Below are 21,952 nucleotides of genomic sequence, written 5' to 3' on the forward strand. Positions count from 1 at the left end.
TCACTCGCCCATCGCGAGCAGCCGCACCAGGAAGTCGTCGTCCCCGACCTGCCCGCCCTTGAGCACCAGCTCCAGGCCGTCGATCGCCGGGTCGTCGGCGTGCGCGCGCAGCACGACGACGTTCGCCCACGGGTTGGCGGCGATGGAGAGCGAGTCGACGCCGAGGAGCCGGATGACGCGGCTTGAGGTGTCTCCCCCGCACACCACGACGCGCCCGGAGGCGCCCGTGTCCGCCGCCGCGGCGACGAGCTCGGCGGCGCCGTCGGCGATCGCCTGTAACGTGATGGGCTCACCGGTCGACGTCTGCTCAAGCCCGTCCGAGGCGAGCACGACGCTGCGGCCCGACCCGAGGGCCGCCAGAACGGCGGGGATGACGTCGGTGTTCGAACCACTCGGCACGGGAAGTGGAAGAACCAGCCATCCTGCAGCGGCGGCCGCCGCGATCTGGCGCCCGGTCTGCGCCGAGCGGCTGCCGGAGACGGCGAGGATCGGACCGCCGCTTCCGGTGCTCGACGACAGGGCGGCGGCGTCTCCGGGCGCCGCGGCCGCCAGCGCATGGCTGAGGCCGCCTGAGCCGAGTGCGAACAGCGGAGCGGGCAGGGAGAGGATGGCTGTGCCGAGGGTCTCCAGCTGCTCGTCGTTCAGCGCGTCGAGCACGACGGCGGCGGCAGGCGAGTCTCGCAGGAGCCCGGCGATCGTCTCCGCCGACCCGTAGCTCGTGAACGGGAGATGCTCGATGGGCAGAGAGGTCTGCTTCGCGAGGTGCAGTGCCAGGTCGGACTCGTCCATCGGCGTCGACGGGTGCGTCGACATCGTCGGCTGGCGATCCAGTCGATGGACGACGCCGTTCTCGGCGGCGAAGTGGTGTCCGAAGACCGTGTAGCGGCCGAAGTCGGGTTGAGCGAACAGCACGGGCACCGTCTCGGTGGGCACGACGCTGCGGCCGAGCTCGATCACGCGACCGAGGCTGCCGATGTACGCGGAGGAGTCGGCCGTCGAGCACGCCTTGTACTGCAGGATGGCCGGGCTCAGCGACGACAGCGCATCGAAGACCGGAAGCAGTTCGGCGTCGAGCTCGTCAGTCGGCAGCGACCTGGCGATACCGGCAATGCCGACCGCGTCGCTGTGCTCCGCAGCCTCCCGCAGTCTCTCGGGCGATGGGAGGCCGACGAACAGCCGTGCGGTCCATCCACGTCGTGAGAACTGCAGGAGCGCGTCGACGCTCCCGGTGAAGTCGTCGCCGTAGAACGCGACGCGTGGGGTAGCCACCCTCGGCTCGGACACCCTCGGCTCGGACACGCTCGGCTCGGGCACGCTCGGCTCAGACACGTACCGAGTCGACGCGTACCGGCCCGAACAGCTCCGTCGCGCGTCGCAGCGACTCGGAGTTCTCGAGCGCGGTCATCGCGTCCTCGCCGCGCGCCGCGGATGCCCATGCCTCCCGCATGCTGGCGACTCCCGCGGCAGCGCCGTCCGGATGCCCGTGGATGCCCCCGCCGGCCAGAACAAGCAGGTCGGTCGTCCCGACGGCGTCCAGGGTGGCGTGCGCGAGTCCCGCCCACTGCCCGGAGGAGAGCACCGGCACGGTGGACGTCAGGCCGAGCAGCGGTTCACGCACCGCCGCGATGGAGTCGAGCACTTCGGCATCCGTCTCGTAGAACTTGTTGCTGATCCCGTTCGTGTGCAGATGGTCTGCGCCGCAGAGGCGCACGAGCTTCTGCCACGCACGGAACCCTATCCCGAGTTGCTCCGATCGGCTGAGCGCACCGAACATGGCACGGTGGCCGTGGATGGGCACGCTGGAGAAGCCGCGCAGGTACTCGAGTCCCGCAAGGCCGATCAGGTTCACGCATGCCATCACGCACGTGCCGCCCGCGTTCACGACCAGGTCGTGGTTGGCCTCGAGCCGTCCGATGTCGTCGGTGATGTTGAAGGCGTACATCGGCTTCACGCCCGTGCGGTCGGCGTGGCGCTCCAGCACGGGCATCACGGCTTTCACACGCTCGGCGAGGGGTGCCCCTCGCCCGTTGCCCTGCAGCTCGTCGTCCTTGATGAAGTCGATGCCTGCGGCGGCCAGCTCGTCGACGACCTCGGCGATCTCGTGCGGCGCGAGGCCGATGCTCGGCTTGATGATCGTGCCGAGCAGCACGCCGGAGGGCCGGCCGACGAGGCGCCTGGTGCCCTCGACCCCGAACTGCGGACCGGAGTACCTCTCGGTGAACTCGGAAGGGAGGTCGAGGTCGACGAGCTTCACCGCAGCAAGCTCCTTCACCTCGAAGAGGTTTCCGGCGACCGCAGCGAGCAGATTGGGGATCGACGGCCCGAAGTTATCGAGCGGAAACCTCAGCCGAAGTCGAGCCCTGCGCCGCGCGGACGGGTCTCCGACGGTGCCGGGCAGCGGAGAGGCCCCGGTGAGCGGCAGCTCCTCGAGGTCGACGACCTGCGCCGCGAATCGGGCACGCACGTCATCCGACTCGCGCTCGACGCGCACGAAGGTGCCTGTGGACTGTTCGCCGGCCAGGATCTCAGCCGCCTTGCGCAGGGGCAGCGACGTCTCGATGATGTAGGTCGCGGTGACGTACTGGTTCTGCATCTGGCTCACCACACGACCGGAATCCACACGGACATCTCCGACGCCCCGCGGTTGCCCCACGCGAAGTACGGGATGAGCCGGGTCTCGACGGTCTCGAGGTCGTCGTCGGAGAGGTCTTCGTACAGCGACCCTGTGCCGCCTTCCGGCAGCACGGCCAGCGAGACAGGGATGACCTGCAGGGGATGGCCGGCGATCTCGCCCGCGACCGCGGTCAGCTCGGTCCCGCGGCGGAAGGCGATGCGCTCGAGCGGCATGCCTGCCGGGAGGTCGGTGCTCTCCAGGCAGTAGACGACCGGCCCTCGCTGCACGGCGACCTGGTTCGTCACCTCCTCGGCGAGACGGTTCGCGCGGAGCACCCGGGTCCTCAGGGGAAGGTTCAGCTCGATCGTGTCGCCCGCCTGCCAGTCACGCTCGAGTCGTGTGTACGTTCCGGGACCCGACGCGTCCACCCGCTCGCCGTTGACGGTGAGGGTGGCACCGCGGGCCCAGCCGGGAATGCGGAGGTGAACGGGCAGGCCGCCGTCTGTCGCGTCCTCGACGGTGAAGCGCACCCGTTCCTCCCACGGGTACTCGGTGTCCTCGCGGAGGGCGAGCACCCGTGACCCGTCGGCGACGCGGATGTCGCTGCCGCCGTACAGGTGCACGTAGACCTCGCCTGCCGAGACGGATGCCGCACGCTCGTGGAACCGAGCGAGGGTGCGCGCGGTGTTCGGCGGGCAGCAGAAGCAGCTCAGGTAGGTCTGCCTCAGGCGCTCGTCGGAGGGCGGCGGAACGGGAACGGGATCGAGCGCCGTGTCTCCCGGACGTCTCAGCGGGTAGGGGAGATCCCGCACCTGCCTGAGCGGGTTCGTGTAGAAGTAGGCGGTGCCGTCGAGGCTGATGCCGGCGAGCAGCGCGTTGTACGCGATCGTCTCGATGACGTCGGCGTACCTGGCGTCTCCGGTGAGGGCAAGCATCCGCTCGCTCCAGAGGATCATCCCGATGTTCGCGCACGACTCGCTGTGCGCCGTCGTGTTCGGCAGCTGATAGGCGCGGCCGTACGCCTGATGCACCCTGCTGATCTCCGACTGCCAAGGATCGCCATCGGGAGAGGCGCCGTCGTAGAGCGCGCCGCATCCCCCCGTGACGTAGAGCTTCGTGTCGACGACGTCCTGCCAGAGGCCCTCGAGAACGTCGAAGAGTTCGTCGTCCTCCTTCTCCGCGACGAGGTCTGCCAACCCGGCGTACAGGTAGTTGGCGCGCACGGCGTGACCGGCGACGACCTTCTGATCGCGTACGGGAAGACGGTCCTGGTTGTCGTCGCCACCGTCGAAGTCGTCTCGCACGCGCACGAATGCCTCGGCGAGACGGAGGTACTGGTCATCCTGCGTCACTCGGTAGAGCTCGACGACCGCCATGTAGTGGGAAGGGCAGATCGCGCTCCTGGCCAGCTCGACCGGCTTGTTCGTCGCCAGGTCCTCCAGGAAGTCCGCGGCCTTGCGCGCCACATTCAGAAGAGTGGTGCTTCCCGTCACCTCGTAGTGACGGACCCCCGCCGTGATGAGGTGGCCGAGGTTGTAGGTCTCGAAGGCGAACCGGTCGGCCAGCTCGACGGCGTCGCCGTTGTTGCCGGCCGCGATGATCGTCGGCGTGTGCAGGTAGCCGTCGTCGCGCTGCACAGACGCGATGAGCTCGGCGACCTCCTCGACTGCGTCAGCCAGCCACTGCTCCGGCGCCACTTCGAGCTGGGCGATCGCGGCTTCGAGCCACTTGTAGAGGTCGCCGTCCATGAAGGGCGGGCCCTGGTGCTCTCCGTCTTCGATCCCGGCCGCGATGCGGAAGTTCTGCAGCCCTGGGCTCACCGCTGGGTCGCTGAGCGATGCCCACATCTGCGGAACCGTGGTCTCGAACGTGCGCTCTTGCACGTCGTGCCAGAAGCCTCTTCCCCACCGCACCTGCGCTGCACGAAGTGCGCGAAGAGGCTCGGTGGGGAGCGGGGTCGTCGTCGACATGTGTTCCTCTCGGGTGTGGCCGGTGCAGTCAGGCTAAAAGGTGGTGCAAGAATTCGCAAGCCTGCATGAACTTGCAGTATGGAACGTGTCAACGGGCTAAGAATGCATAGAATTTCAACCCTGACTGTTGACACACCTCAAATCGACGCCTAGTCTCACTCCGTACCTTCCGCATGCCCCCGCAATCCACGTTCGTCAAGGAGGACGCAATGATCACCCGCCGAAGCCGCCGCACCCTGGTGACGGTGTCCCTCGCCGCCGTGACGGCCATCTCTCTCGCTGCCTGTTCCAGCGGCGGAGCGTCAGCCGGCGGCAACTCCGCCGGCAAGGACCCGCAGAACTTCACGGTCCTCACTGCCAACGAGAACCCCGCGCTCGCCGCCGACATCAAGGCACTTTCCACCGGCGCGTGCTCAGCGGAGAACAAGGCACTCCCTCTGAAGAGCGAGACGGTCGCGCAGGCCGACGTCGTTCAGAAGGTCACGCTGCTGGCCAGCCAGAACGCGCTTCCGACGCACTTCATCGCCGGAACGTCGATGGTCACGCCGACCGGAGACCTCGGCAAGAACAAGCTCGTGCTGAACTACGAGAACGAGCTCAAGAAACTGGGCGTGTGGGATGACATCCTTCCCTCCGCCGCCTCGACGGTGTCCTCGGTGTACGGCCAGATGGTCTCGCTGCCGTACCAGTACAACATCGAGGGCATCTGGTACAACAAGGACCTCTTCTCCAAGCTTGGGCTGTCGCAGCCGACCACCTTCGACGAGCTGATGGCCGACGCCGCCAAGATCAAGGCAGCCGGCTACACCCCGTTCGCCACCGACGGCAAGGACGCCTGGCCGATCACGCGCCTCATCGGCGACTACATCTTCCGCAGCGTCGGTCCCGACGCGATGAAGGACATCAAGGACGGCAAGGCCAAGCTGACCGACGCCAAGTATGTGAAGGCCGCGACTGAGATCCAGAAGATGGCGCAGGACGGCTACCTCGGGCAGGGCTTCGTCTCCACCGACGCCGCGACGGCGACCAACGACTTCCTCACCGGCAAGGCGGCCATGATGTACAACGGCTCCTGGCTGCTCTCGAACATCAACGACAAGTCGCAGGATGTCATCGGCGCCGACAACGTCGGCCTCATGCCGTTCCCCGGTGTCACCGGTGGTGCGGGCAGCATCGACCAGTGGCCGGCGAACGCGGGCGCTGCGATGTCGATGAATTCCAAGCAGGCGGGCCCGAAGGTCGACGCGTGGCTCAAGTGCATCGCGCAGAACTACGGTTCTGAGGCCATGAAGAACGGCGGGGTCGTGTCGGGCTTCAAGCTGAACAAGGATGTCGCCGACATCCCTGCCCCGACGAAGATGGTGCAGACCAAGGTCGCCGACATCAAGGAGACCGTGCTCTGGTTCGAGGCCCTGATGGACGCGAAGTCGACGGCCCTCGCGCAGTCGAACGTCTCGCTGCTGACCACCGGCCAAATGACGCCGCAGACGTACATGTCGCAGCTTCAGGCCAGCCTCGACGCCAACAAGTAGAAGCCGCAAGGCAAGGCGTCTACCAGCTCGGATCTTGCCGCACGGCCAAGGTCCGAGCCGGTTGGCGTCAGGAGGACTTTCATGCAACGTGTGTTCGGCGATCGCAAGACCATCGTCATTCTTCTTGCGCCGACGCTCATCATCTATGTGCTTCTGAAGATCGTTCCGGTGATGTGGTCGCTCGGGCTCTCGTTCTTCGAGGGCAACTCGCTGAGCGGCTTCTCGTTCGTGGGCTTCGCGAACTTCGGCAAGTTCTTCACCGACCCGATCGCCATCCAGTCGCTCTGGGTGAGCATCATCTTCGCCATCCTCGCGACCGGCGGGCAGATCATCCTCGGCTACCTGCTCGCGCTTCTGTACGTCTTCGTGCTGAAGAACGGCTCGGCCTTCGTGCGCACCGCGGTGTTCTTCCCGATGGTGCTGCCGACCGTCGCTGTGGCGCTGCTGTTCCGCAACCTCGTCTCGGTCGGCCAGAACCAGGGGCCGGTCAACGACATCATCAACTTCTTCGGCGGCAAGAGCGTCGAGTTCCTCGCCTCCGGCGTCGGCACCATGGTCGTGGCCCTGGCGATGACCTACTGGAGCTCGATGGGGTTCTACGCCGTGCTGCTCTACACGGGCCTGCTCGACATCCCAGAGGAGGTGATCGAGTCCGCGCGGCTCGACGGTGCGAACGGCGCCAAGCTCGTGCGGCACATCATCGTGCCGCTCTCTATGCCGATCTTGATCTCCTCGATCATCTTCAGCTTCAACTCGACGCTCAAGGTCTTCGACAGCCTGCTCGCGCTGAACAACGGCGGCCCGGGCACCTCGACGACTCCGCTCACCCTGTACATGTACCAGACAGCGTTCAACTACTCCGACTACGGCTACGCCAGCACGATCGCGCTGGTCCTGACCATCCTGTGCCTGCTCTTCACGCTCGCGATCTTCCGTTCATCGAGCAGGAAGGTGGAGAGCTGAGATGACCACCTCGAAGACCATCACCGAGACCAGCTTCACGCAGACGCGCGCCACCTCCTCGGCGCGGTCCCGCAGGGTCGCACGGGCGATCCGCAGGTTCCCCGTCTGGATCCTCGTCGCCGTGCTGCTGATCGTCGTGCTCTATCCGCAGTTCTGGATGGTCATGGGCTCCTTCAAGACCCAGACCGAGTTCCTCTCCAACCCGACCTGGAGCCTTCCGCAGCACTGGGACTTCAACAACTACGTGCAGGCGCTCACGACCGGCAATGTCGCGGTGAACTACCGCAACAGCATCCTCGTCACGGTTCCGTCGGTCTGTCTCATCCTCATCCTCGGCGTCGCCGCCGGCTACGCCCTCGAGGTGATGGTGTGGCGCGGGCGCAATCCCGTGCTACTGCTCATCCTTGCCGGCATCATGGTGCCCGGTCAGATGATCCTGGTGCCGCTCTTCACCTTCTACTTCAAGATCGGCATCACCGACAGTCTCTGGCCGATGATCATCACGTACACCGTGGATGGCCTTCCCTTGACGACCTTCTTGATGGCTGCCTACTTCAGGTCGGTGCCCCGTGAGGTGTTCGAGGCTGCGACCGTCGACGGATCGGGACCGCTCCGCTCGTTCTTCACGATCGGCGTTCCGCTGATGCGCAACGCGATCCTGACCGTTGCGCTCGTGGAGTTCTTCAGCATCTGGAACGACCTGCTCATCGCCCTGACGTTCACGACCGACCCGTCGCTGGCGACCATTCAGGTCGGCCTTCTCAGCTTGAACGACCAGTATGGATCCACGCAGTACGGCCCGCTGTTCGCTGCCGTCAGCATCAACATCATCGTGCTGCTCATCGTGTTCATCTTCCTCAACAAGAGGATCATGTCCGGTCTCGCGGCCGGGTCTCTGAAGGGATAGGTCATGACCAGAGTCGCGTTCCTGCACACCGGAGCCGTCGTCATCCAGCCCGTGATGGAGCTGGCGAAGGAGTACCTTCCCGACACGACGACGATCAACTACCTCGACGACCGCATCGTTGCCGACCTGGGTGACGACGAGCTTGCCTCGTCCGTTCCCACCAGGGTCGCGGGGCTGGTCGCCGCGGCGGAGACAGCGGGCGCCGACGTCGTGATGCTGACGTGCTCGTCGATCTCGGAGCTCGCAGCGCCCGTGTCGCGCGAGCTCGGCATCCCCGTGCTGCGCATCGACGAGGCGATGGCGGACGAGGCCGTCGCGACGGGGCACCGCATCGCCGTGCTCGCGACCCTGCCGACCACCTGCGCGCCGACGCTGAGGCTGATCGCGGAGCGCGCGGCGCTCGCCAAAGCCGACCCCGAGATCACCAGCGAGGTCATCGAGGGAGCGTTCGAGGCCGTCTCGCACGGCGACCGCGAGACTCACGACCGGTTGGTGGCCGGTGCGATCGAGCGCGTCGCGGCCGACGCCGACGTGATCGTGCTGGCGCAGGCGTCGATGGCCACTGCCGCGAGTGCCGCGCACGTCGACATCCCCGTGCTGACGAGCCTGGTACCGGGCATCCGTCGTCTGCGCGAGGCCATCGACACGCTCTAGGGCGTCCCAGCGCTGGAGGCCGCCCCAGCCCGGTCATTCCTGGGCGAGCGCCTCCGCGGTCTGCAGGTCCGTCACGAGAGTGTTGACCCAGTTGCCTGCCAGAGCGCCCCGGATCGCCTCGTGCTTGCGCATGCCGCCTGCGATGCCGACCCTGCGGGGAACCCGGCGAAGGTCGTCCACCGGGATGGCGATGATGCGGTCATCCACCGGTCCGGCGACGGCCGAACCGTCGGCACGGAAGATGCGGTGGCAGATGTCGCCCACCGCGCCGTCCGCGATGAGGCGCTCCCTGTCAGAGGTCGCGAATGCGTTGCCGCTGACGGCCAGGATGTCGGACGGCTCGATGCTGCCGATGCCCATCACCGCCATGGTGAGCTCGCGCCAGTGGCGTGACACCTCCTGCATCGAGGGGTCGGCGAGCAGGCTGTCGCGGATGTCGCGGCCGGCCACGATTCCTGGGGCTTGCACGTAGACCGCCTCGGCGCCGAGGATGCGCGCCAACTCGCCGAGCAGGCGATGGGAGTGGCTCTGCACATCGGGCGAGCCGATGCCGCCGAGCAACTGCACCACCTCGGTCGCGCCGCGCGCCGTGAACGGACGCATCCGATCCGTCATGGCGAGAAGTGTCTGGCTCCACGACGAGACACCGATGCGGTCGGCCCCGCTGAGCGTCGACTCGAGGTACGCGGCGGCGCCCGCTCCGATCGCGCCGATGCGCTCGGCGTCGTCGGCATCGGGGTCGCAATCGACGACGACAGCCTCGGCGAGGCCGTAGCGTTCCTCGAGCGCCTCTTCGAGTTCTGCGTAGACGCCGGGGGCGACGGTGACGATCGTGCGCACGATCCCGAGGTTGGCCGCGCGCTTGAGAAGGCGCGACACCTTCGCCTGCGAGATGTTGAGCGCGTCGGCGATGTCAGCCTGCCGGATGCCCCGCTCGTGGTACATCCGCGCCACCTTCGTGAGCAGGCGCACCTGTCCGTCGTGCAGCCGAGTGGTGTGGTTGGTGGACATGAGTGCTCCGATCGGCGGGATCGTCTCTAAACCCTGGACTCAATTTCGCCTCAGCAGGGATAGTCTGCGTGCCAGACGCTTCGTTGCGCCCATCCCGCGACTCGATCGCAGTCCATGACCCAAGTCTAATGTTCTTGCAGGGCAGTATGGATATGCACACTCGGATTTGTCAGAGCGATGCGAGCGCGAGCCCGGCGGCCGCGGCGAGCACGGTGAGCACGAGCATCCCGAGGCTGTTCAGCACGGATGCCACTCCCTTGCGTTCCATCACGAGCCGTGCCGTCTCGAAGCTGGCGGTGGAGAACGTGGTGTAACCGCCGAGGAAGCCGGTGCCGAGCACGATGCGCCAGTCCGTCGGCGCGGCGTGGAACAGCACGATGCCGGTCAGCACGCCGAGCAGCAGCGACCCGCTGACGTTGATGATCATGGTGCCTGCCGGAACGACCCAACGCAGCCGGGTGCGCACCGTGCCGTCGAGCACGAAGCGGGCGACGGCACCTACCCCGCCGCTCACCGCGACGAGCGCGGCGATCACGATCGCGGTCATCCGACGTCCTCACCGGGAACCGCGCGGGGTCTGACCAGGGCAGCGCCGGCCGCGATGCCCAGCAGCGAGGCGCCGAGGCCGATGATCAGGGTGCCGAGCGCGTAGCCCGCGCCCAGCCATCCCCCTCCACCGATCAGCTGGGCCGTCTCGACGGCGAACGTGCTGTAGGTCGTGAAGCCCCCCATCACACCCGTTCCGATCAGAAGGCGGAGCGTTCGACCGCGCCGGGACTCAGCGCCGCGCTTGGCGATGCCGCCGAGCAGCAGGCCGAGCAGAAAGGCGCCGACGACGTTGACAAGCAGGGTGGCGACCGGCAGGCCGCCGATGGGCGGGAACGCGAGGGCCAGGACGTACCGAGCAAGGGTTCCCACCGCGCCCCCCACGAAGACGAGCGCGATGGCGCCCGGCCGCAGGTGAAGGGGCGGGCGGCGTCGAGGACTCGGGTCGGGCACCCGCTCGGAAGGCGAGCTCATCAAGCCCCGGCGGCGTCACCCCGACGCGCCGGGTCGTGGCCGTCGACGGTGTGGCCGACCGGGATGACGATCACCGGCCGAGCCTGGTTGTGCGCCAGGCTCACCCCGATCGATCCGGCGAGGAACTCCTCGAGGCTGGCGCGGAACCCCGGCTTGCGGGTGCCGACCGCGATGGCCCGCGCGTTCCGCTCGTCGGCGACGCGACCGAGCTCGATCGCGGGGTCGCCGGCGCGCGCGAGGATCTCGAACGGATCGGAGACCAGTCGGCGCAACCGTCCGGCGAGGTCCGGGTCGAACGTCTCCTCCTGCGTGTCGGCGACGTCGGGGTCGAGCGGCATGGAGAGCACCGATCCGTCGGGCAGCGTGCTGATCGAATAGCGCAGCGGCTCGACGCTGACGAACACCAGCGGCGCTCGAAGATCTCGTGCAAGCGCGGCGGATTCGGTGATGACGACCTCGGGCACGTCGGTGACGACACCGACGATCAAAGGACGGGCGGATGTCGCACCGTCGCCGACCTGCGAACCTGCTGCGTCGCTCATGGTTGGCACTATACCGAGACCCGTCGGGCCGCTTCCCGTAGCCGCGCGAGCAGACTCTCGTCGCCGCGCAGCTCGTACTCGATGTCGGCAGGAACCCAGACCACAGCGCTGAGAAGCTGCGGCACCGTCTCGCCCGAGATCGGCCACACGCAGCGGTCGGGCCCTTCGTCGACCAGCCCGGCTCCCCATCCGCCGAGGCGTTCGCGCATCGTCTCGATCGAGGCGTGCAGCACGACGTCGAGGCGCAGCGGTTGCCTGACGCTGCGGATGCCGGTCCGAACGTATCCTGCGGCATCCCCTCCGGGAATCGGTCGCGGCTCGAAGCGCACCCTCGTGCCGAAGACCTCGGCGATGCGATCGACGCGGAAGGTGCGCCAGTCCTCCCGTTCGCGGTCCCACGCGACCAGGAACCAACTGCGGCCCTGGGTCACGACGGCGTGCGGCTCGACGCTGCGCTGGGATTCCGTGCCGTCCGCCGCACGGTAGCGGAAGCGGATGCGCTCCTGATCGCGGCACGCCAGCGCGAGGGTTCCGATCAGCTCGGGCGCCACAGGGGCACCTCCGGTGGGCGACGTGTGCAGGGTGGATGCCAGTGCATCCGTTCGCGCCCTCAACGCGGGCGGCAGAAGCTGCTCGAACTTCGCGAGGGCGCTGAGCGTGGTGTTCTCACCGTCGACCAGGCCCTGCGCGACGGCGGAGCGAAGGCCGACTGCTACCGTGACCGCCTCCTCCTCGGTGAGCAGCAGCGGCGGGAGCCGCGAGCCTGCCTCGAGCCGATAGCCTCCCGCCGTGCCGCGCGCCGCGTCGATGCGGTAGCCGAGCTCACGCAGCCGGTCGATGTCGCGGCGCAGCGTGCGCTCGGTGACGCCGAGGCGGTCGGCCAGCTCGGGGCCGGCCCACTGCCGGTGCGTCTGCAGCAACGAGAGCAGTTCGAGCACGCGTGATGCTGTGGCGGCCATGACATCCATTCTTCCTGAATTCAGGACAGAAACTGACCTGAACGGACAATAGCGTGAGAGCACATCATCCGAACCGCCCCGAATCGCGGGGCCGCGCGAGAGGAACCCGTCATGGACTTCAAGATCGAACTCGTCTTCGTTCCCGTCAGCGACGTCGACAGGGCGAAGCACTTCTACGCCGACCAGCTCGGCTTCCCGGTCGACTACGACCACACCGTGAGTGACGAGATCCGGTTCATCCAGATCACCCCTCCTGGGTCGGCGTGCTCGATCGCTTTCGGCAAGGGCCTGACCGAGATGGCGATCGGCAGCCAGCGCGGCGTGCAGATGGTGGTCGACGATGCGGATGCCGCACGAGAGCACCTCGTCGCGAACGGTGTCGACGCGACCGAGGTGCAAGACCTCGCCTGGGGCAGGTTCGTCTCATTCGAGGACCCGGACGGCAACCGCTGGACGCTGCAGCAGCTCCCGCAGCGCGACTAGCGTGCGCGGCCGCTGAGGCCCACCGCTGCACATCCGCCGGGAGCGGCCGACGGCCGGGGCGCCCCGTGATACCGTCCCCCTGTGTCCCGTATCGTGGCGGCCGCGCCGGCCGTCCCAGCACACCGCTATTCGCAGGCGGAGATCACGGGAGTGCTCGAGCCTCTGCTGACTCACGACCCCGCGCGCGCGGCCATTCTGCGGCGCATCCACGCCTCAAGCGGCGTCGAGAGCCGCAACCTCGTCATGGAGCTCGACCGGTACTCGACCCTCGACTCGTTCCACGAGGCGAACGACCTCTTCATCGCGGCCGGAACCGACCTCGCCGAGCAGGCGACGAGGGACGCGCTCGCCGCGGCCGGGATCAGGGCAGACGAGGTCGACTTCGTGCTCTTCACCTCGGTGACGGGGGTCGCAGCGCCGTCCATCGACGCTCAGCTCGCCGCTCGCGTCGGCATGCGCACCGACGTGAAGCGGCTCCCGTCGTTCGGGCTCGGATGCGTCGCAGGGGCAGCCGGGCTCGCACGCGTGCACGACTATCTCGTCGGGCATCCACGTGACGTCGCCGTGCTCGTCTCGGTCGAACTCTGCTCGCTGACCGTTCAGCGGGGCGACGACTCGATGGCGAACATCGTGGCGAGCGGCCTGTTCGGCGACGGCGCGGCCGCCGTGGTCGTCGTTGGCGACCAGTTCGCCGCCGAGCGCGGGCTCGACGGCCCCGAGGTGGTCGACACCCGCAGCAGCCTGTATCCGCAGACCGAAGACGTGATCGGGTGGGACATCGGCGGCAGCGGTTTCCGCATCGTGCTCAGCGCCGGCGTCCCAGACGTGATCGCGAAGCACTTCGCCGGTGACGTTCACGCACTGCTCGACGAGCACGGGATGACCGTGCGCGACGTCTCCACCTGGCTCGCGCATCCCGGCGGACCGAAGGTGCTGCAGGCGTTCGCGGAGGCGCTGGGCCTCACGGATGCTGCGCTCGAACCCAGCTGGCGTGCCCTCGCGGCGACCGGCAACCAGTCGTCGGCGGCCGTGCTGGGCATCCTCGCCGACGCGATGAGAACGCCGGTGCCAGGGGATGTCGGCCTGCTGTTCGCGCTCGGCCCGGGTGTCACCGCCGAGCTCGTGCTGTTGCGCTGGCCGGAGAGCATCGCCGCGTGATCTGGTACACGGCGTTCGTGCTGCTCGTTGGGATCGAGCGCGTCGCGGAGCTCGTCGTCGCCGCGCGCAACGCCAGGTGGTCGTTCGCGCACGGCGGCAAGGAGTACGCCCGCGGACAGGTGGCGCCGATGATCCTGCTGCACGTCGGGCTGCTGGTCGGATGCCTCGTTGAGGCGTGGCTCGGGGGAGTCTTCCTGCCGTGGCTCGGCTGGCCGATGCTTGCGCTGGTGCTGCTCGCGAATGCGCTGCGCTGGTGGTGCATCCATGCGCTCGGCCCGCAGTGGAACACTCGCGTGATCGTCGTGCCCGGCTTGAGTGCCGTACACCGCGGGCCGTACCGGTGGATGCGGCATCCGAACTACGTCGCGGTCGCGGTGGACGGGGCCGCGCTGCCGCTGGTGTACACCGGCTGGATCACCGCCATCGCCTTCACCGTGTTGAACGCCGTGTTCCTGCTCCGGTTCCGCATTCCTGCGGAGGAGCGTGCCCTCGCCGCGCTGACGGACTCGGCAGCGTGACGCCTGACGTGCGACTCGCCGTCGTCGGTGGCGGTCCGATCGGCCTGGTCACCGCGCTGCTCGCCGACGACGCCGGGCTCGACGTCGTGGTCGTCGAACCGCGTGAGATGCCGATCGACAAGGCGTGCGGCGAGGGACTCATGCCCGGCGCGTGGCGGCTGCTGCGTGACCTCGACCTCGAGCCGCCGGGTGCGGACCTGCTCGGCGTCGCATACGTGCAGGGTGCGAGGCGTGCAGAGCACCGCTTCGCGCACGGCGTCGGCAGAGGAGTGAGACGCACCGCCCTGCACGAGACGATCGCGGCGCGGGTGGCCGAGCGGGGCATCCGCGTCGTTCCCGGAAAAGTGGATGCCCTCGACCGGCACGACACGTACGTGACGGTCAGCGGGCCTGGCGTCGAGCCGATCACGGCCGCGCACGTGATCGGTGCCGACGGGCTGCACTCGCGGGTGCGCGAGCTCGCGGGACTGGGGGCGAGGCCGCAACGGGCATCCCGTCGCCGCTTCGGGCTGCGCAGGCACTACGCGCTGGCGCCGTGGAGCGACCTCATCGAGGTGAGGTGGACGCCGCGTGCCGAGTTCTACGTGACACCCCTCGGGCCTGACCTGGTCGGGCTCGCCCTGCTCGGACGCCGGGGGGTGAGCTTCGAGGCGGCCCTCGCCGAGGAGCCGGAGCTGTCGGCGCTACTGCGGCTGGACGCGAGCGGCCACTCTCCTGAGCAGGTCGGCCGGCTTCGGGGCGCCGGTCCGCTGCTGCAGCGAACGCGGGCGCGCACCGCTGGACGGGTTCTGCTGGTCGGCGACGCGTCCGGCTACGTGGACGCGCTCACCGGCGAAGGTCTGCGCCTGGGAGTCGCCCAAGCTGAGGCCGCCGTGGCGGCGATCGCCGCGGATGACCCACAGCGGTACGAACGGGAGTGGAAGCGCATCACGCGCGACTTCCGCATGCTGACCGGCGGCCTGGTCACCGCTGCCCGGTCACCGCTGCGTCCCGCGATCGTCCCGGCGGCAACCCGTCTCCCGCGCCTCTACGGCACGATCGTGGAGCGCCTCGCCCGCTGAAGACCGGGGCGAATCTGCGAGTGTTGCCAAGCGGCACGGCGACGCCTACCCGTGGAACGCAACACGCTCCACGATTCGGCGGCTATGCCGGCGAATCAAACGCGACCGTGCACTTAGCCGACGGCGACGCGCCCGATAGGGGCGGGCGCGCAAGAAGGCACCGCGTCAAGGAAGCAGCAGCGAACGCAGCTGGTCGGCGGAGTGCACGACGGCGGAGGCGCCGACGGCCTCGACGGGCGAGCCGTAGCCCCACTCGACGATGATCACCGGAATGCCGTTCGCCTCTGCGCCCAGCACGTCGTAGCCGCGGTCGCCCACCATCACGAGGTTGGAGGTGTCGACGCCACGGGCGTCGAGCTGATCGCGCGTCCACGCGATGACCTCGGCCTTCGCGGTGCGCCCTCCCAGGTCATCCGCGCCGCCGATCACGTCGAAGTACTGCGTCAGGCCGAAGTGCTCGAGAATTCGCGTCGCGCGACCGACGGGCTTGCTGGTCGCAAGAGCGATCGGGATGCCGGCCTCGTGCAGCGAATGCAGCAGCCCCAGCACGCCGGGGAAGACCGCGTTGTCGTGCAGGTCGGTGAATTCGGCGCGAGCACGGTATGCGACGAGCGCGCGCTCCGCATCGTCGCCCTCGAGTCCGAGGGAGCGCAGCGTCTCGGGGAGAGGCGGGCCGACGTGCATCGTCAGCGTAGCGGGATCGTCGACGGGACGACCGATCTCCTCGAGCGCACCGGCGAGGGAGGCGGTGATGCCGGGGGCTGAGTCGGTCAGGGTGCCGTCGAGGTCGAACAGCACAGCCGACCACGCTCGGGTGGTCAAGGGGGACTGCTCGCTCATGAAAGAAGTCGGGATAGTCATGGCCCGGCCATGTTACGACCCTTTCCCGAGAGCCGGGTCCACGTCCCCGACGCCCCGGCCGGGTGGGCGCCGCGTGACGCGCTGATGGGATGTCGTAGCATCGCGCGCGTCGATGGAAAAGGCCGTGCTGGCGGTGGTAATGGACTCTCATAATTAGACGATCGAATTCAATTCGATGGTCTGGAATTACTCTTCAAGCATGGCCGTTTTTGTTCCGAGATCCCATCGCGAACAGTGTCGCGGAAAGCGAATGTGCGCCATTGACGGCGAATGGGCTTCGATTTCCGACGTGCATTACGTAGTCTTGTGCGCATGGCAAAAAAGACAACCGTGGTTCTGGTCGACGATATCGACGGCGTTGAAATCGAGAACGGAAAGGGCGAGACCGTCTTTTTCGCGATCGACGGCGTTTCATATGAGATCGACCTGACCGACGAGAATGCGAGCGCACTTCGCGCCGCTGTGCAGCCTTATGTCGAGTCGGGTCGTCGTGCGGCTCGGAGCACCCGTCCCGCACTCTCGTCGAGCCGCGGGTCGCGTGCGTCACGGGAAGATCTCGGAGCCGCTCGTGAATGGCTTCGGGCTCATGGCCACAAGGTCTCCGACCGCGGTCGCATTCCCGCGCCGTTGCTCGAGGAATACCGCGCGAACAGCTGACGAGCCTAGAAGAGCGTCGGCACTCCGCTGTCGACGCCCTTCATGGCGTCGTAGTCGAGAACGAGGCAGCGAATGCCTCGATCCTCGGCGAGTGTGCGCGCCTGCGGTTTGATCTCCTGGGCGGCGAATACGCCGGTGACCGGTGAGAGAAGGGGATCGCGGTTCATCAACTCGAGATAGCGCGTGAGCTGTTCGACTCCGTCGATGTCGCCGCGCCTCTTGAGTTCGACTGCTACCGATCGTCCGTTGCCGTCCCTTGCGAGAATGTCGACCGGTCCGATCGCCGTCATGTATTCGCGGCGCACCAGGGTGTGGCCGTCACCGAGCAGCTCGATCTGCTCGGCCAGCAGCTTCTGCAAGTGCGCCTCGACGCCGTCCTTCTGCAGGCCAGGGTCCACGCCGAGCTCATGGCTGGAGTCGTGCAGCACCTCGTGCACACTCACGATGAGGCGGTCTGACGTCTTGGAGTGCGTCACCGTCCAGATCTCGGTGGCGCCGGCATCCGCTTGCACCTCGTCCGGCTCTGCGACCGTCAGGATGCACGGGGGGCTCATCCAATTCAACGGCTTGTACGAGCCGCCGTCGGAGTGCACGAGCACACTGCCGTCGCTCTTCAGCACCAACAGGCGCGTGGCGAGGGGCAGGTGGGCGCTCAGGCGTCCCGCATAGTCCACCGAGCATCGGGCAACAACCAACCGCACCTGTCGAGGCTAGCCGATGGCCGTCCCGACTATTGCGCCAGCCGACGCCCATCCCGCCTAACGTGCCAGCCGACCCCCATCCCGCCTACCGCGCCGGCCGACGCCCATCCCGTCTATTGCGCCACTTGCGCTCTGCAGCGCCAGCAGAAGTGGCGCAATAGAGCGCACATGGCGCGATTACGACACGGATGACGACGGATGACCGACTCAGGCCGGGTCGTGTTGCGGCCTCGGCTGCGGCATCCGCTCCACGGAGTGCGGCTCGCGATGGCGCAACGCCGGCGCGCAGATGAACGCCGCGACGAGCAGCAGGAGCACGACGTAGAGCGCGTTCAGGATGCCGAACTGCTGGCCGAGGAATCCGATGATCGGCGGGCCGGCGAGGAACGCGAGGTAGCCGATCATGGCGACGGCCGACACGCGTGCCGTGGCGTTCTTCTCGTCATCCGCCGCCGCCGACATGCCCAGCGGGAAGCCGAGTGACGCGCCGAGGCCCCAGAGCACGATGCCGACGATGTACGCCGCAGGCGACGGCAGGACGATGAACATCAGCAGGCCGATCACGCCGAGGCCTGCAGTGAGTCTGATGGACCAGACACGGCCGATGCGGTCGACCATCGGTCCGCCGACGACACGACCGACCGTCATCGCGGCGACGAAGACGTCGAGCATCAGCGCGCCGCCCGCATTGTCGAGGCCGTGGCCGTCGACCGAAGCAAGCGCGATCCAGTCGTTGGCCGACCCCTCGGCGAATGCCATGCCGAGCATGACAACGCCGATCAGCACGAGCCGCCAGTCCGCCCACACCATCACCTGAGACTTCACCGTGTCGAAGAACGAATGGCGCCTTGGCCCGGCCGCGATCGACGGGTCGTCGAAGGCGTCGAGGGATGACGGACCCTTGGCATCCTCGGCGACGACGTCGAGCGTGTTGGGCACGAAGCGCACCGCGATGATGCCCGTCACGATGGTGATGACGGCCATGCCGGTGAAGTGCCAGAAGATCGAGATGCCGAGCGCGGCGCAGGCCGCTCCGATGCCCGCGCCGGCCACCGTGCCGACGCTGAAGCACGCGTGCATCAGCGGCATGATCGTGCGTCCGATGCGTCGTTCCACCGCGGCGGCCGAGACGTTCATCATCACGTCGAGCGCGCCGTTGCCGAGGCCGAGCAGCGCGAGCCCGACGACCACCACAGGGAACGAGACGAGCACCGTGCTGCCGACTCCGACGACCGCGAGGCCGAGTCCGGCCGCGATCACCGCAATGGTGATGCCGGTGCGGGTGCCGAAGCGCGCCTGCAGTGGCGGAGCCACCATGAGGCCGATGATCGCGCCGATCGAGACGCCGAGCAGAATGACACCGACCACCTGCGTGTCGAGGTGCAGGGAGTCGCGCACGCCGGGGACTCGGGCCACCCAGCTGGAGAGGAAAAGCCCGCTCACGACGAAGATGACGAAGACCGCGTTGCGCCAGGCCTTCAGCTCAGGGGCGACACGTGGGCGTGCGGGGGTGGTGTCTGTTCGTGCCATCGGTTCGCTCTGATCGGTGGGGAGATGGACTACAATCGAATCGATTCGATTCCGTCCTTCGCCTAAGCTAGCGAATCGAATGCCGACCGTCAAGGAGGGGCGCTCGATGCCCACCTCAGAAAGGGAGTCGGATGCCCGATCACGATTCCGGTCGCCCAACGCTCGCTGACGTCGCGGCTCGCGCCGGCGTCTCGGCCTCGACCGCGTCTCTCGCGTTCAGCGGCTCGGGCCCTGTCGCGGAGGCCACGAGAGACCGGGTGCTGGCCGCAGCACGAGAGTTGCACTACGCCGGTCCGGATCCCAGGGCGAGATCCCTGCGACGAGGCCGCTCGGGCATCATCGGCGTCGTCATCGAGGAGCGCGTTCGGGAGGCGTTCCGCGACCCGATCCAGATCGCCCAGTTCGACGGCATCGCCGAGGAGATCGGGCGGATCGACGCTGCGCTGCTCATCCTCGCCGCAGCGGGTCCCGCGCAGCAGCTCGCCGGGGTGAAGGCCATGCCGATGCAGCCCCCGCATCCGGTCACCGTCGAAGACGCTCCGATCGATGCCGCCGTGCTGATGGGATGCACACCGAGGCTTGCCGACAGCATCTCGGTGTTGCGCAATCGGGGGCTGCCCGTGGTGGCGATCGAGGGGTTCCCGGCTGAGGGCATGCTCGTGATCGAGCAGGACAACCGCGAGGCGACCGAGCGCGGAGCCCAGCACCTGCGTCAGCTCGGCCACGAACGGGTTGCGATCGTGACGCTCCCACTGGACGCCGCCCATCACCGAGGGCTCGTCACCGATGAGTTGCTCGCGATCAGCTCGTCCGCCACGGCGCTGCAGCGCCTCGAAGGGGCCCGCACCGTGTTCCCGGATGCCGTCGCCTACGCCGCGGCGGGGAGCTACGTCGACGAGGGGATGCGCGCAGCACGCGAGCTGCTCTCAGCCCCTGTGGGCGAGCGACCGACCGCGATCATCGCCCAGAGCGACCTTCTCGCCGCCGGTGTCATCCGTGCCGCCGAAGAGCTCGGCATCGCGGTGCCCGACGAGCTCAGCGTGATCGGCTTCGACGGCGTGCGCGTCGACGGCCTCTGGCCCTACGAGCTCACCACTCTGGAGCAGCCCGCGTACGAGAAGGGCCGGGCGGCGGGCAGGGCGATCGTGCGGATGCTCGAGGGCCGCGAGACCGAGGCCGTCGCCTTCACCAGCGTGCTGCGGGTGGGCAACACCACGGCCGCGCCGCAGACCGTCTAGCCCCCGCCTGCGCCCGTCGTCCCGCTGATCGACGACCGCACCACGTGCGCTTTATTGCGCCACTCTCGTTGGCGCAATAGCGCGCAAGTGGCGCAATTGCGCGGCTGGCGGTGGGGGTTCGCCCTAGGCGCGCACCGCGCCGGCCACCATCCAGCGGTCGCCGTGTGCGCGCAGGCCGAGTGTGACCGCGCGGGCGCCGAGGTAGCCGACGCCGAACGCGACGGTCAGCCAGGCGAGCGACGATGCTGCGTCCCCACCGAACTCGGCGGCAGCCCACGCGAGCGGGATGAACACGACGAGGTTGACCAGGCCCGTTACGGCGAGATACCGGGCATCCCCCGCTCCGATCAGCACGCCGTCGAGCACGAAGACATACCCGCCAAGGGGCGTGGTCGCGCCGATGATCGCCAGCGGGGCAGGCAGCATCGCCAGCACGGCGGGGTCGCTCGTGAACACCCAGCCGAGCACGGGGCTCAGCGCGATCAGCACGACTCCGAGCACCGCCCCGCCGCCTACGCCCCACCACAGGCAGCGGCGCAGGACGGCACGCACGGCATCCAGATCGCCGCTGCCGAGGCCTCTGCCGACGAGCGCCTGTGCCGCGATGGCAAGGGCATCCAGCGCGAGCGCGACGGCGTTGTAGATCGCCATCGTCACCTGCCAGCCGGCGAGGGCCTCCGAGGAGATGCCGGTTGCGAGCACGACGGCGAGCATGATCCCGACGCGCAGGCTCGCAGTGCGCAGGAACAGCCACCACCCGGCGCCGGACAGACCGCGGATGCCCACCAACCGCACTCCCAGCCGCGCGCCGACCCGCCTGGCGTGACGCGCCGAGACCACGATGTACGCGATCGCCATGCCCCACTGTGCGATCACCGTTCCGGTGGCAGAGCCCACCACGCCGAGTCCGGCGCCGTAGATGAAGAGTGCGTTGAGAACGATGTTGGCGGCGAATCCGGCCGTCGCGACGACCAGCGGCGTGCGCGTGTCCTGCAGTCCCCTGAGGAGGCCGGCCGCGGCGAAGACGATGAGCATGGCGGGCAGGCCGGCCATGGACACTGCGAGGTACGCGGATGCCTGTGTTGCGACATCCAGCGGCGCACCGAACAGCGAGACGAGCCACGGAGTGGCGAAAACCCCCGCGACAGCGAGGATCGCGCCGAGGCCGAGCGCCAGCCACAGGCCGTCGATGCCAGCCTCGACCGCCTCACGCGATTGCCCGGCGCCCAACCGCCGCGCGACGGCGGGTGTCGTTCCGTAGGCGAGGAACACCATGAGGCCGACGATGGTCTGCAGCAGCGACCCGGCGATGCCTAGGGCCGCCAGCGGGGTGACACCGAGGTGCCCGACCAGCGCGGAGTCCGCGAGCAGGAAGAGCGGCTCGGCGACCAGCGCACCGAACGCGGGGATCGCGAGCCGCATGATCTCGCGGTCGACGGCACGGCGGGGCATCCCTCCGAATGTACTGGTCACTGCAGCAACCCCGCCCCGCCTCTCCCCACCACCCGTCCTTTCGCCACCCGCCCAGCCCCCCACCCGTCCCTTCGCCACCCGACCCGCCCCCACCCGTCCC

The 21,952-nt window shown here is 68.2% G+C and carries 22 protein-coding genes; 10 read left to right on the plus strand and 12 right to left on the minus strand.

Features of this window, described 5'->3' with window-relative positions; genetic code table 11:
• From ACYVDN_RS17770 to ACYVDN_RS17780, 3 genes are read right to left on the minus strand one after another with little or no spacing between them, the layout of a single operon-like run.
• A complete protein-coding gene (locus tag ACYVDN_RS17770; RefSeq protein ID WP_460573841.1) occupies positions 1–1,329 on the minus strand; it encodes a four-carbon acid sugar kinase family protein in 1,329 nt (442 codons plus the stop codon).
• Entirely contained in the window at positions 1,322–2,593 is a 1,272-nt protein-coding gene (locus ACYVDN_RS17775; RefSeq protein WP_460573899.1) for a RuBisCO large subunit C-terminal-like domain-containing protein, read from the minus strand. Before ACYVDN_RS17775 ends, ACYVDN_RS17770 begins: the two co-directional genes overlap by 8 nt.
• 5 nt (positions 2,594–2,598) lie before the next feature.
• Complete coding sequence (locus ACYVDN_RS17780; protein ID WP_460573843.1) at positions 2,599–4,584, minus strand: glycoside hydrolase family 127 protein; 1,986 nt, start codon at positions 4,582–4,584, stop codon at positions 2,599–2,601.
• Between the two features lie 209 nt (positions 4,585–4,793).
• Here ACYVDN_RS17780 and ACYVDN_RS17785 point away from each other — a divergent pair, with 209 nt between their 5' ends.
• The 4 genes from ACYVDN_RS17785 to ACYVDN_RS17800 all read left to right on the plus strand — a co-directional run bounded on the left by ACYVDN_RS17785 (position 4,794) and on the right by ACYVDN_RS17800 (position 8,640).
• Positions 4,794–6,116 (plus strand): ABC transporter substrate-binding protein, encoded by a 1,323-nt coding sequence (locus ACYVDN_RS17785; RefSeq protein WP_460573845.1) that lies wholly within the window; start codon positions 4,794–4,796, stop codon positions 6,114–6,116.
• 81 nt (positions 6,117–6,197) lie between these two features.
• Positions 6,198–7,079: a carbohydrate ABC transporter permease gene (locus tag ACYVDN_RS17790; RefSeq protein ID WP_460573847.1), complete on the plus strand. Its 882-nt coding sequence runs from the start codon at positions 6,198–6,200 to the stop codon at positions 7,077–7,079.
• Between the two features lies 1 nt (position 7,080).
• The gene (locus tag ACYVDN_RS17795; protein WP_460573849.1) at positions 7,081–7,986 is read left to right on the plus strand and encodes a carbohydrate ABC transporter permease; all 906 of its coding nucleotides are present in this window, start codon (positions 7,081–7,083) and stop codon (positions 7,984–7,986) included.
• A gap of 3 nt (positions 7,987–7,989) precedes the next feature.
• Positions 7,990–8,640, plus strand: coding sequence for an aspartate/glutamate racemase family protein (locus tag ACYVDN_RS17800; RefSeq protein ID WP_460573851.1), 651 nt, complete (start codon positions 7,990–7,992; stop codon positions 8,638–8,640).
• 33 nt (positions 8,641–8,673) lie between these two features.
• Here the strand turns inward: ACYVDN_RS17800 and ACYVDN_RS17805 are convergent, their stop codons facing one another.
• The 5 genes from ACYVDN_RS17805 to ACYVDN_RS17825 all read right to left on the minus strand — a co-directional run bounded on the left by ACYVDN_RS17805 (position 8,674) and on the right by ACYVDN_RS17825 (position 12,172).
• Positions 8,674–9,651: a sugar-binding transcriptional regulator gene (locus ACYVDN_RS17805; protein WP_460573853.1), complete on the minus strand. Its 978-nt coding sequence runs from the start codon at positions 9,649–9,651 to the stop codon at positions 8,674–8,676.
• 169 nt (positions 9,652–9,820) lie between these two features.
• Entirely contained in the window at positions 9,821–10,198 is a 378-nt protein-coding gene (crcB, locus tag ACYVDN_RS17810) for a fluoride efflux transporter FluC (protein WP_460573855.1), read from the minus strand.
• Positions 10,195–10,671 carry a fluoride efflux transporter FluC gene (locus ACYVDN_RS17815; protein ID WP_460573857.1) on the minus strand — a complete coding sequence of 159 codons (477 nt, stop codon included), beginning with the start codon at positions 10,669–10,671 and terminating at the stop codon, positions 10,195–10,197. The genes crcB and ACYVDN_RS17815 overlap by 4 nt, the downstream gene beginning before the upstream one ends.
• Positions 10,671–11,213 carry a universal stress protein gene (locus tag ACYVDN_RS17820; protein ID WP_460573859.1) on the minus strand — a complete coding sequence of 181 codons (543 nt, stop codon included), beginning with the start codon at positions 11,211–11,213 and terminating at the stop codon, positions 10,671–10,673. The genes ACYVDN_RS17815 and ACYVDN_RS17820 overlap by 1 nt, the downstream gene beginning before the upstream one ends.
• A gap of 8 nt (positions 11,214–11,221) precedes the next feature.
• Positions 11,222–12,172 carry a helix-turn-helix transcriptional regulator gene (locus ACYVDN_RS17825; protein ID WP_460573861.1) on the minus strand — a complete coding sequence of 317 codons (951 nt, stop codon included), beginning with the start codon at positions 12,170–12,172 and terminating at the stop codon, positions 11,222–11,224.
• A gap of 111 nt (positions 12,173–12,283) precedes the next feature.
• Here ACYVDN_RS17825 and ACYVDN_RS17830 point away from each other — a divergent pair, with 111 nt between their 5' ends.
• The 4 genes from ACYVDN_RS17830 to ACYVDN_RS17845 all read left to right on the plus strand — a co-directional run bounded on the left by ACYVDN_RS17830 (position 12,284) and on the right by ACYVDN_RS17845 (position 15,392).
• Complete coding sequence (locus ACYVDN_RS17830; RefSeq protein WP_460573863.1) at positions 12,284–12,655, plus strand: VOC family protein; 372 nt, start codon at positions 12,284–12,286, stop codon at positions 12,653–12,655.
• 81 nt (positions 12,656–12,736) lie between these two features.
• Positions 12,737–13,813: a type III polyketide synthase gene (locus ACYVDN_RS17835; RefSeq protein ID WP_460573865.1), complete on the plus strand. Its 1,077-nt coding sequence runs from the start codon at positions 12,737–12,739 to the stop codon at positions 13,811–13,813.
• The gene (locus ACYVDN_RS17840) at positions 13,810–14,331 is read left to right on the plus strand and encodes an isoprenylcysteine carboxyl methyltransferase family protein (protein ID WP_460573867.1); all 522 of its coding nucleotides are present in this window, start codon (positions 13,810–13,812) and stop codon (positions 14,329–14,331) included. The genes ACYVDN_RS17835 and ACYVDN_RS17840 overlap by 4 nt, the downstream gene beginning before the upstream one ends.
• Positions 14,328–15,392: an NAD(P)/FAD-dependent oxidoreductase gene (locus ACYVDN_RS17845; RefSeq protein WP_460573869.1), complete on the plus strand. Its 1,065-nt coding sequence runs from the start codon at positions 14,328–14,330 to the stop codon at positions 15,390–15,392. Before ACYVDN_RS17840 ends, ACYVDN_RS17845 begins: the two co-directional genes overlap by 4 nt.
• 165 nt (positions 15,393–15,557) lie before the next feature.
• Here ACYVDN_RS17845 and ACYVDN_RS17850 read toward each other — a convergent pair whose 3' ends face one another.
• Positions 15,558–16,232: an HAD hydrolase-like protein gene (locus ACYVDN_RS17850; RefSeq protein ID WP_460573871.1), complete on the minus strand. Its 675-nt coding sequence runs from the start codon at positions 16,230–16,232 to the stop codon at positions 15,558–15,560.
• A gap of 291 nt (positions 16,233–16,523) precedes the next feature.
• Here ACYVDN_RS17850 and ACYVDN_RS17855 point away from each other — a divergent pair, with 291 nt between their 5' ends.
• Positions 16,524–16,910, plus strand: a complete 387-nt coding sequence (locus ACYVDN_RS17855) for a histone-like nucleoid-structuring protein Lsr2 (protein ID WP_460573873.1) — start codon at positions 16,524–16,526, stop codon at positions 16,908–16,910.
• A 5-nt stretch (positions 16,911–16,915) separates the two neighbouring features.
• Here ACYVDN_RS17855 and nucS read toward each other — a convergent pair whose 3' ends face one another.
• Positions 16,916–17,611, minus strand: coding sequence for an endonuclease NucS (gene nucS / locus ACYVDN_RS17860; protein WP_460573875.1), 696 nt, complete (start codon positions 17,609–17,611; stop codon positions 16,916–16,918).
• Positions 17,612–17,818: 207 nt separating this feature from the next.
• Positions 17,819–19,141, minus strand: coding sequence for an MFS transporter (locus tag ACYVDN_RS17865; protein WP_460573877.1), 1,323 nt, complete (start codon positions 19,139–19,141; stop codon positions 17,819–17,821).
• Between the two features lie 131 nt (positions 19,142–19,272).
• On the opposite strand from ACYVDN_RS17865, the gene ACYVDN_RS17870 reads away from it, so the two are divergent.
• Positions 19,273–20,379, plus strand: coding sequence for a LacI family DNA-binding transcriptional regulator (locus ACYVDN_RS17870; RefSeq protein ID WP_460573879.1), 1,107 nt, complete (start codon positions 19,273–19,275; stop codon positions 20,377–20,379).
• Between the two features lie 123 nt (positions 20,380–20,502).
• On the opposite strand, the gene ACYVDN_RS17875 is transcribed toward ACYVDN_RS17870, so the two are convergent.
• Positions 20,503–21,831: an MATE family efflux transporter gene (locus ACYVDN_RS17875; RefSeq protein ID WP_460573881.1), complete on the minus strand. Its 1,329-nt coding sequence runs from the start codon at positions 21,829–21,831 to the stop codon at positions 20,503–20,505.
• Positions 21,832–21,952 lie beyond the last annotated feature (121 nt).

It is taken from the genome of Humibacter soli (assembly GCF_054779035.1).

Bases quoted from the DNA above. Each gene is read 5' to 3' on its own strand.
- ACYVDN_RS17775 (WP_460573899.1), bottom strand. From the start codon at position 2,593: ATGCAGAACCAGTACGTCACCGCGACCTACATCATCGAGACGTCGCTG.
- ACYVDN_RS17780 (WP_460573843.1), bottom strand. From the start codon at position 4,584: ATGTCGACGACGACCCCGCTCCCCACCGAGCCTCTTCGCGCACTTCGT.
- ACYVDN_RS17785 (WP_460573845.1), top strand. From the start codon at position 4,794: ATGATCACCCGCCGAAGCCGCCGCACCCTGGTGACGGTGTCCCTCGCC.
- ACYVDN_RS17790 (WP_460573847.1), top strand. From the start codon at position 6,198: ATGCAACGTGTGTTCGGCGATCGCAAGACCATCGTCATTCTTCTTGCG.
- ACYVDN_RS17795 (WP_460573849.1), top strand. From the start codon at position 7,081: ATGACCACCTCGAAGACCATCACCGAGACCAGCTTCACGCAGACGCGC.
- ACYVDN_RS17800 (WP_460573851.1), top strand. From the start codon at position 7,990: ATGACCAGAGTCGCGTTCCTGCACACCGGAGCCGTCGTCATCCAGCCC.
- ACYVDN_RS17805 (WP_460573853.1), bottom strand. From the start codon at position 9,651: ATGTCCACCAACCACACCACTCGGCTGCACGACGGACAGGTGCGCCTG.
- crcB (WP_460573855.1), bottom strand. From the start codon at position 10,198: ATGACCGCGATCGTGATCGCCGCGCTCGTCGCGGTGAGCGGCGGGGTA.
- ACYVDN_RS17815 (WP_460573857.1), bottom strand. From the start codon at position 10,671: ATGAGCTCGCCTTCCGAGCGGGTGCCCGACCCGAGTCCTCGACGCCGC.
- ACYVDN_RS17820 (WP_460573859.1), bottom strand. From the start codon at position 11,213: ATGAGCGACGCAGCAGGTTCGCAGGTCGGCGACGGTGCGACATCCGCC.
- ACYVDN_RS17825 (WP_460573861.1), bottom strand. From the start codon at position 12,172: ATGGCCGCCACAGCATCACGCGTGCTCGAACTGCTCTCGTTGCTGCAG.
- ACYVDN_RS17830 (WP_460573863.1), top strand. From the start codon at position 12,284: ATGGACTTCAAGATCGAACTCGTCTTCGTTCCCGTCAGCGACGTCGAC.
- ACYVDN_RS17850 (WP_460573871.1), bottom strand. From the start codon at position 16,232: ATGAGCGAGCAGTCCCCCTTGACCACCCGAGCGTGGTCGGCTGTGCTG.
- ACYVDN_RS17855 (WP_460573873.1), top strand. From the start codon at position 16,524: ATGGGCTTCGATTTCCGACGTGCATTACGTAGTCTTGTGCGCATGGCA.
- ACYVDN_RS17865 (WP_460573877.1), bottom strand. From the start codon at position 19,141: ATGGCACGAACAGACACCACCCCCGCACGCCCACGTGTCGCCCCTGAG.
- ACYVDN_RS17870 (WP_460573879.1), top strand. From the start codon at position 19,273: ATGCCCGATCACGATTCCGGTCGCCCAACGCTCGCTGACGTCGCGGCT.
- ACYVDN_RS17875 (WP_460573881.1), bottom strand. From the start codon at position 21,831: ATGCCCCGCCGTGCCGTCGACCGCGAGATCATGCGGCTCGCGATCCCC.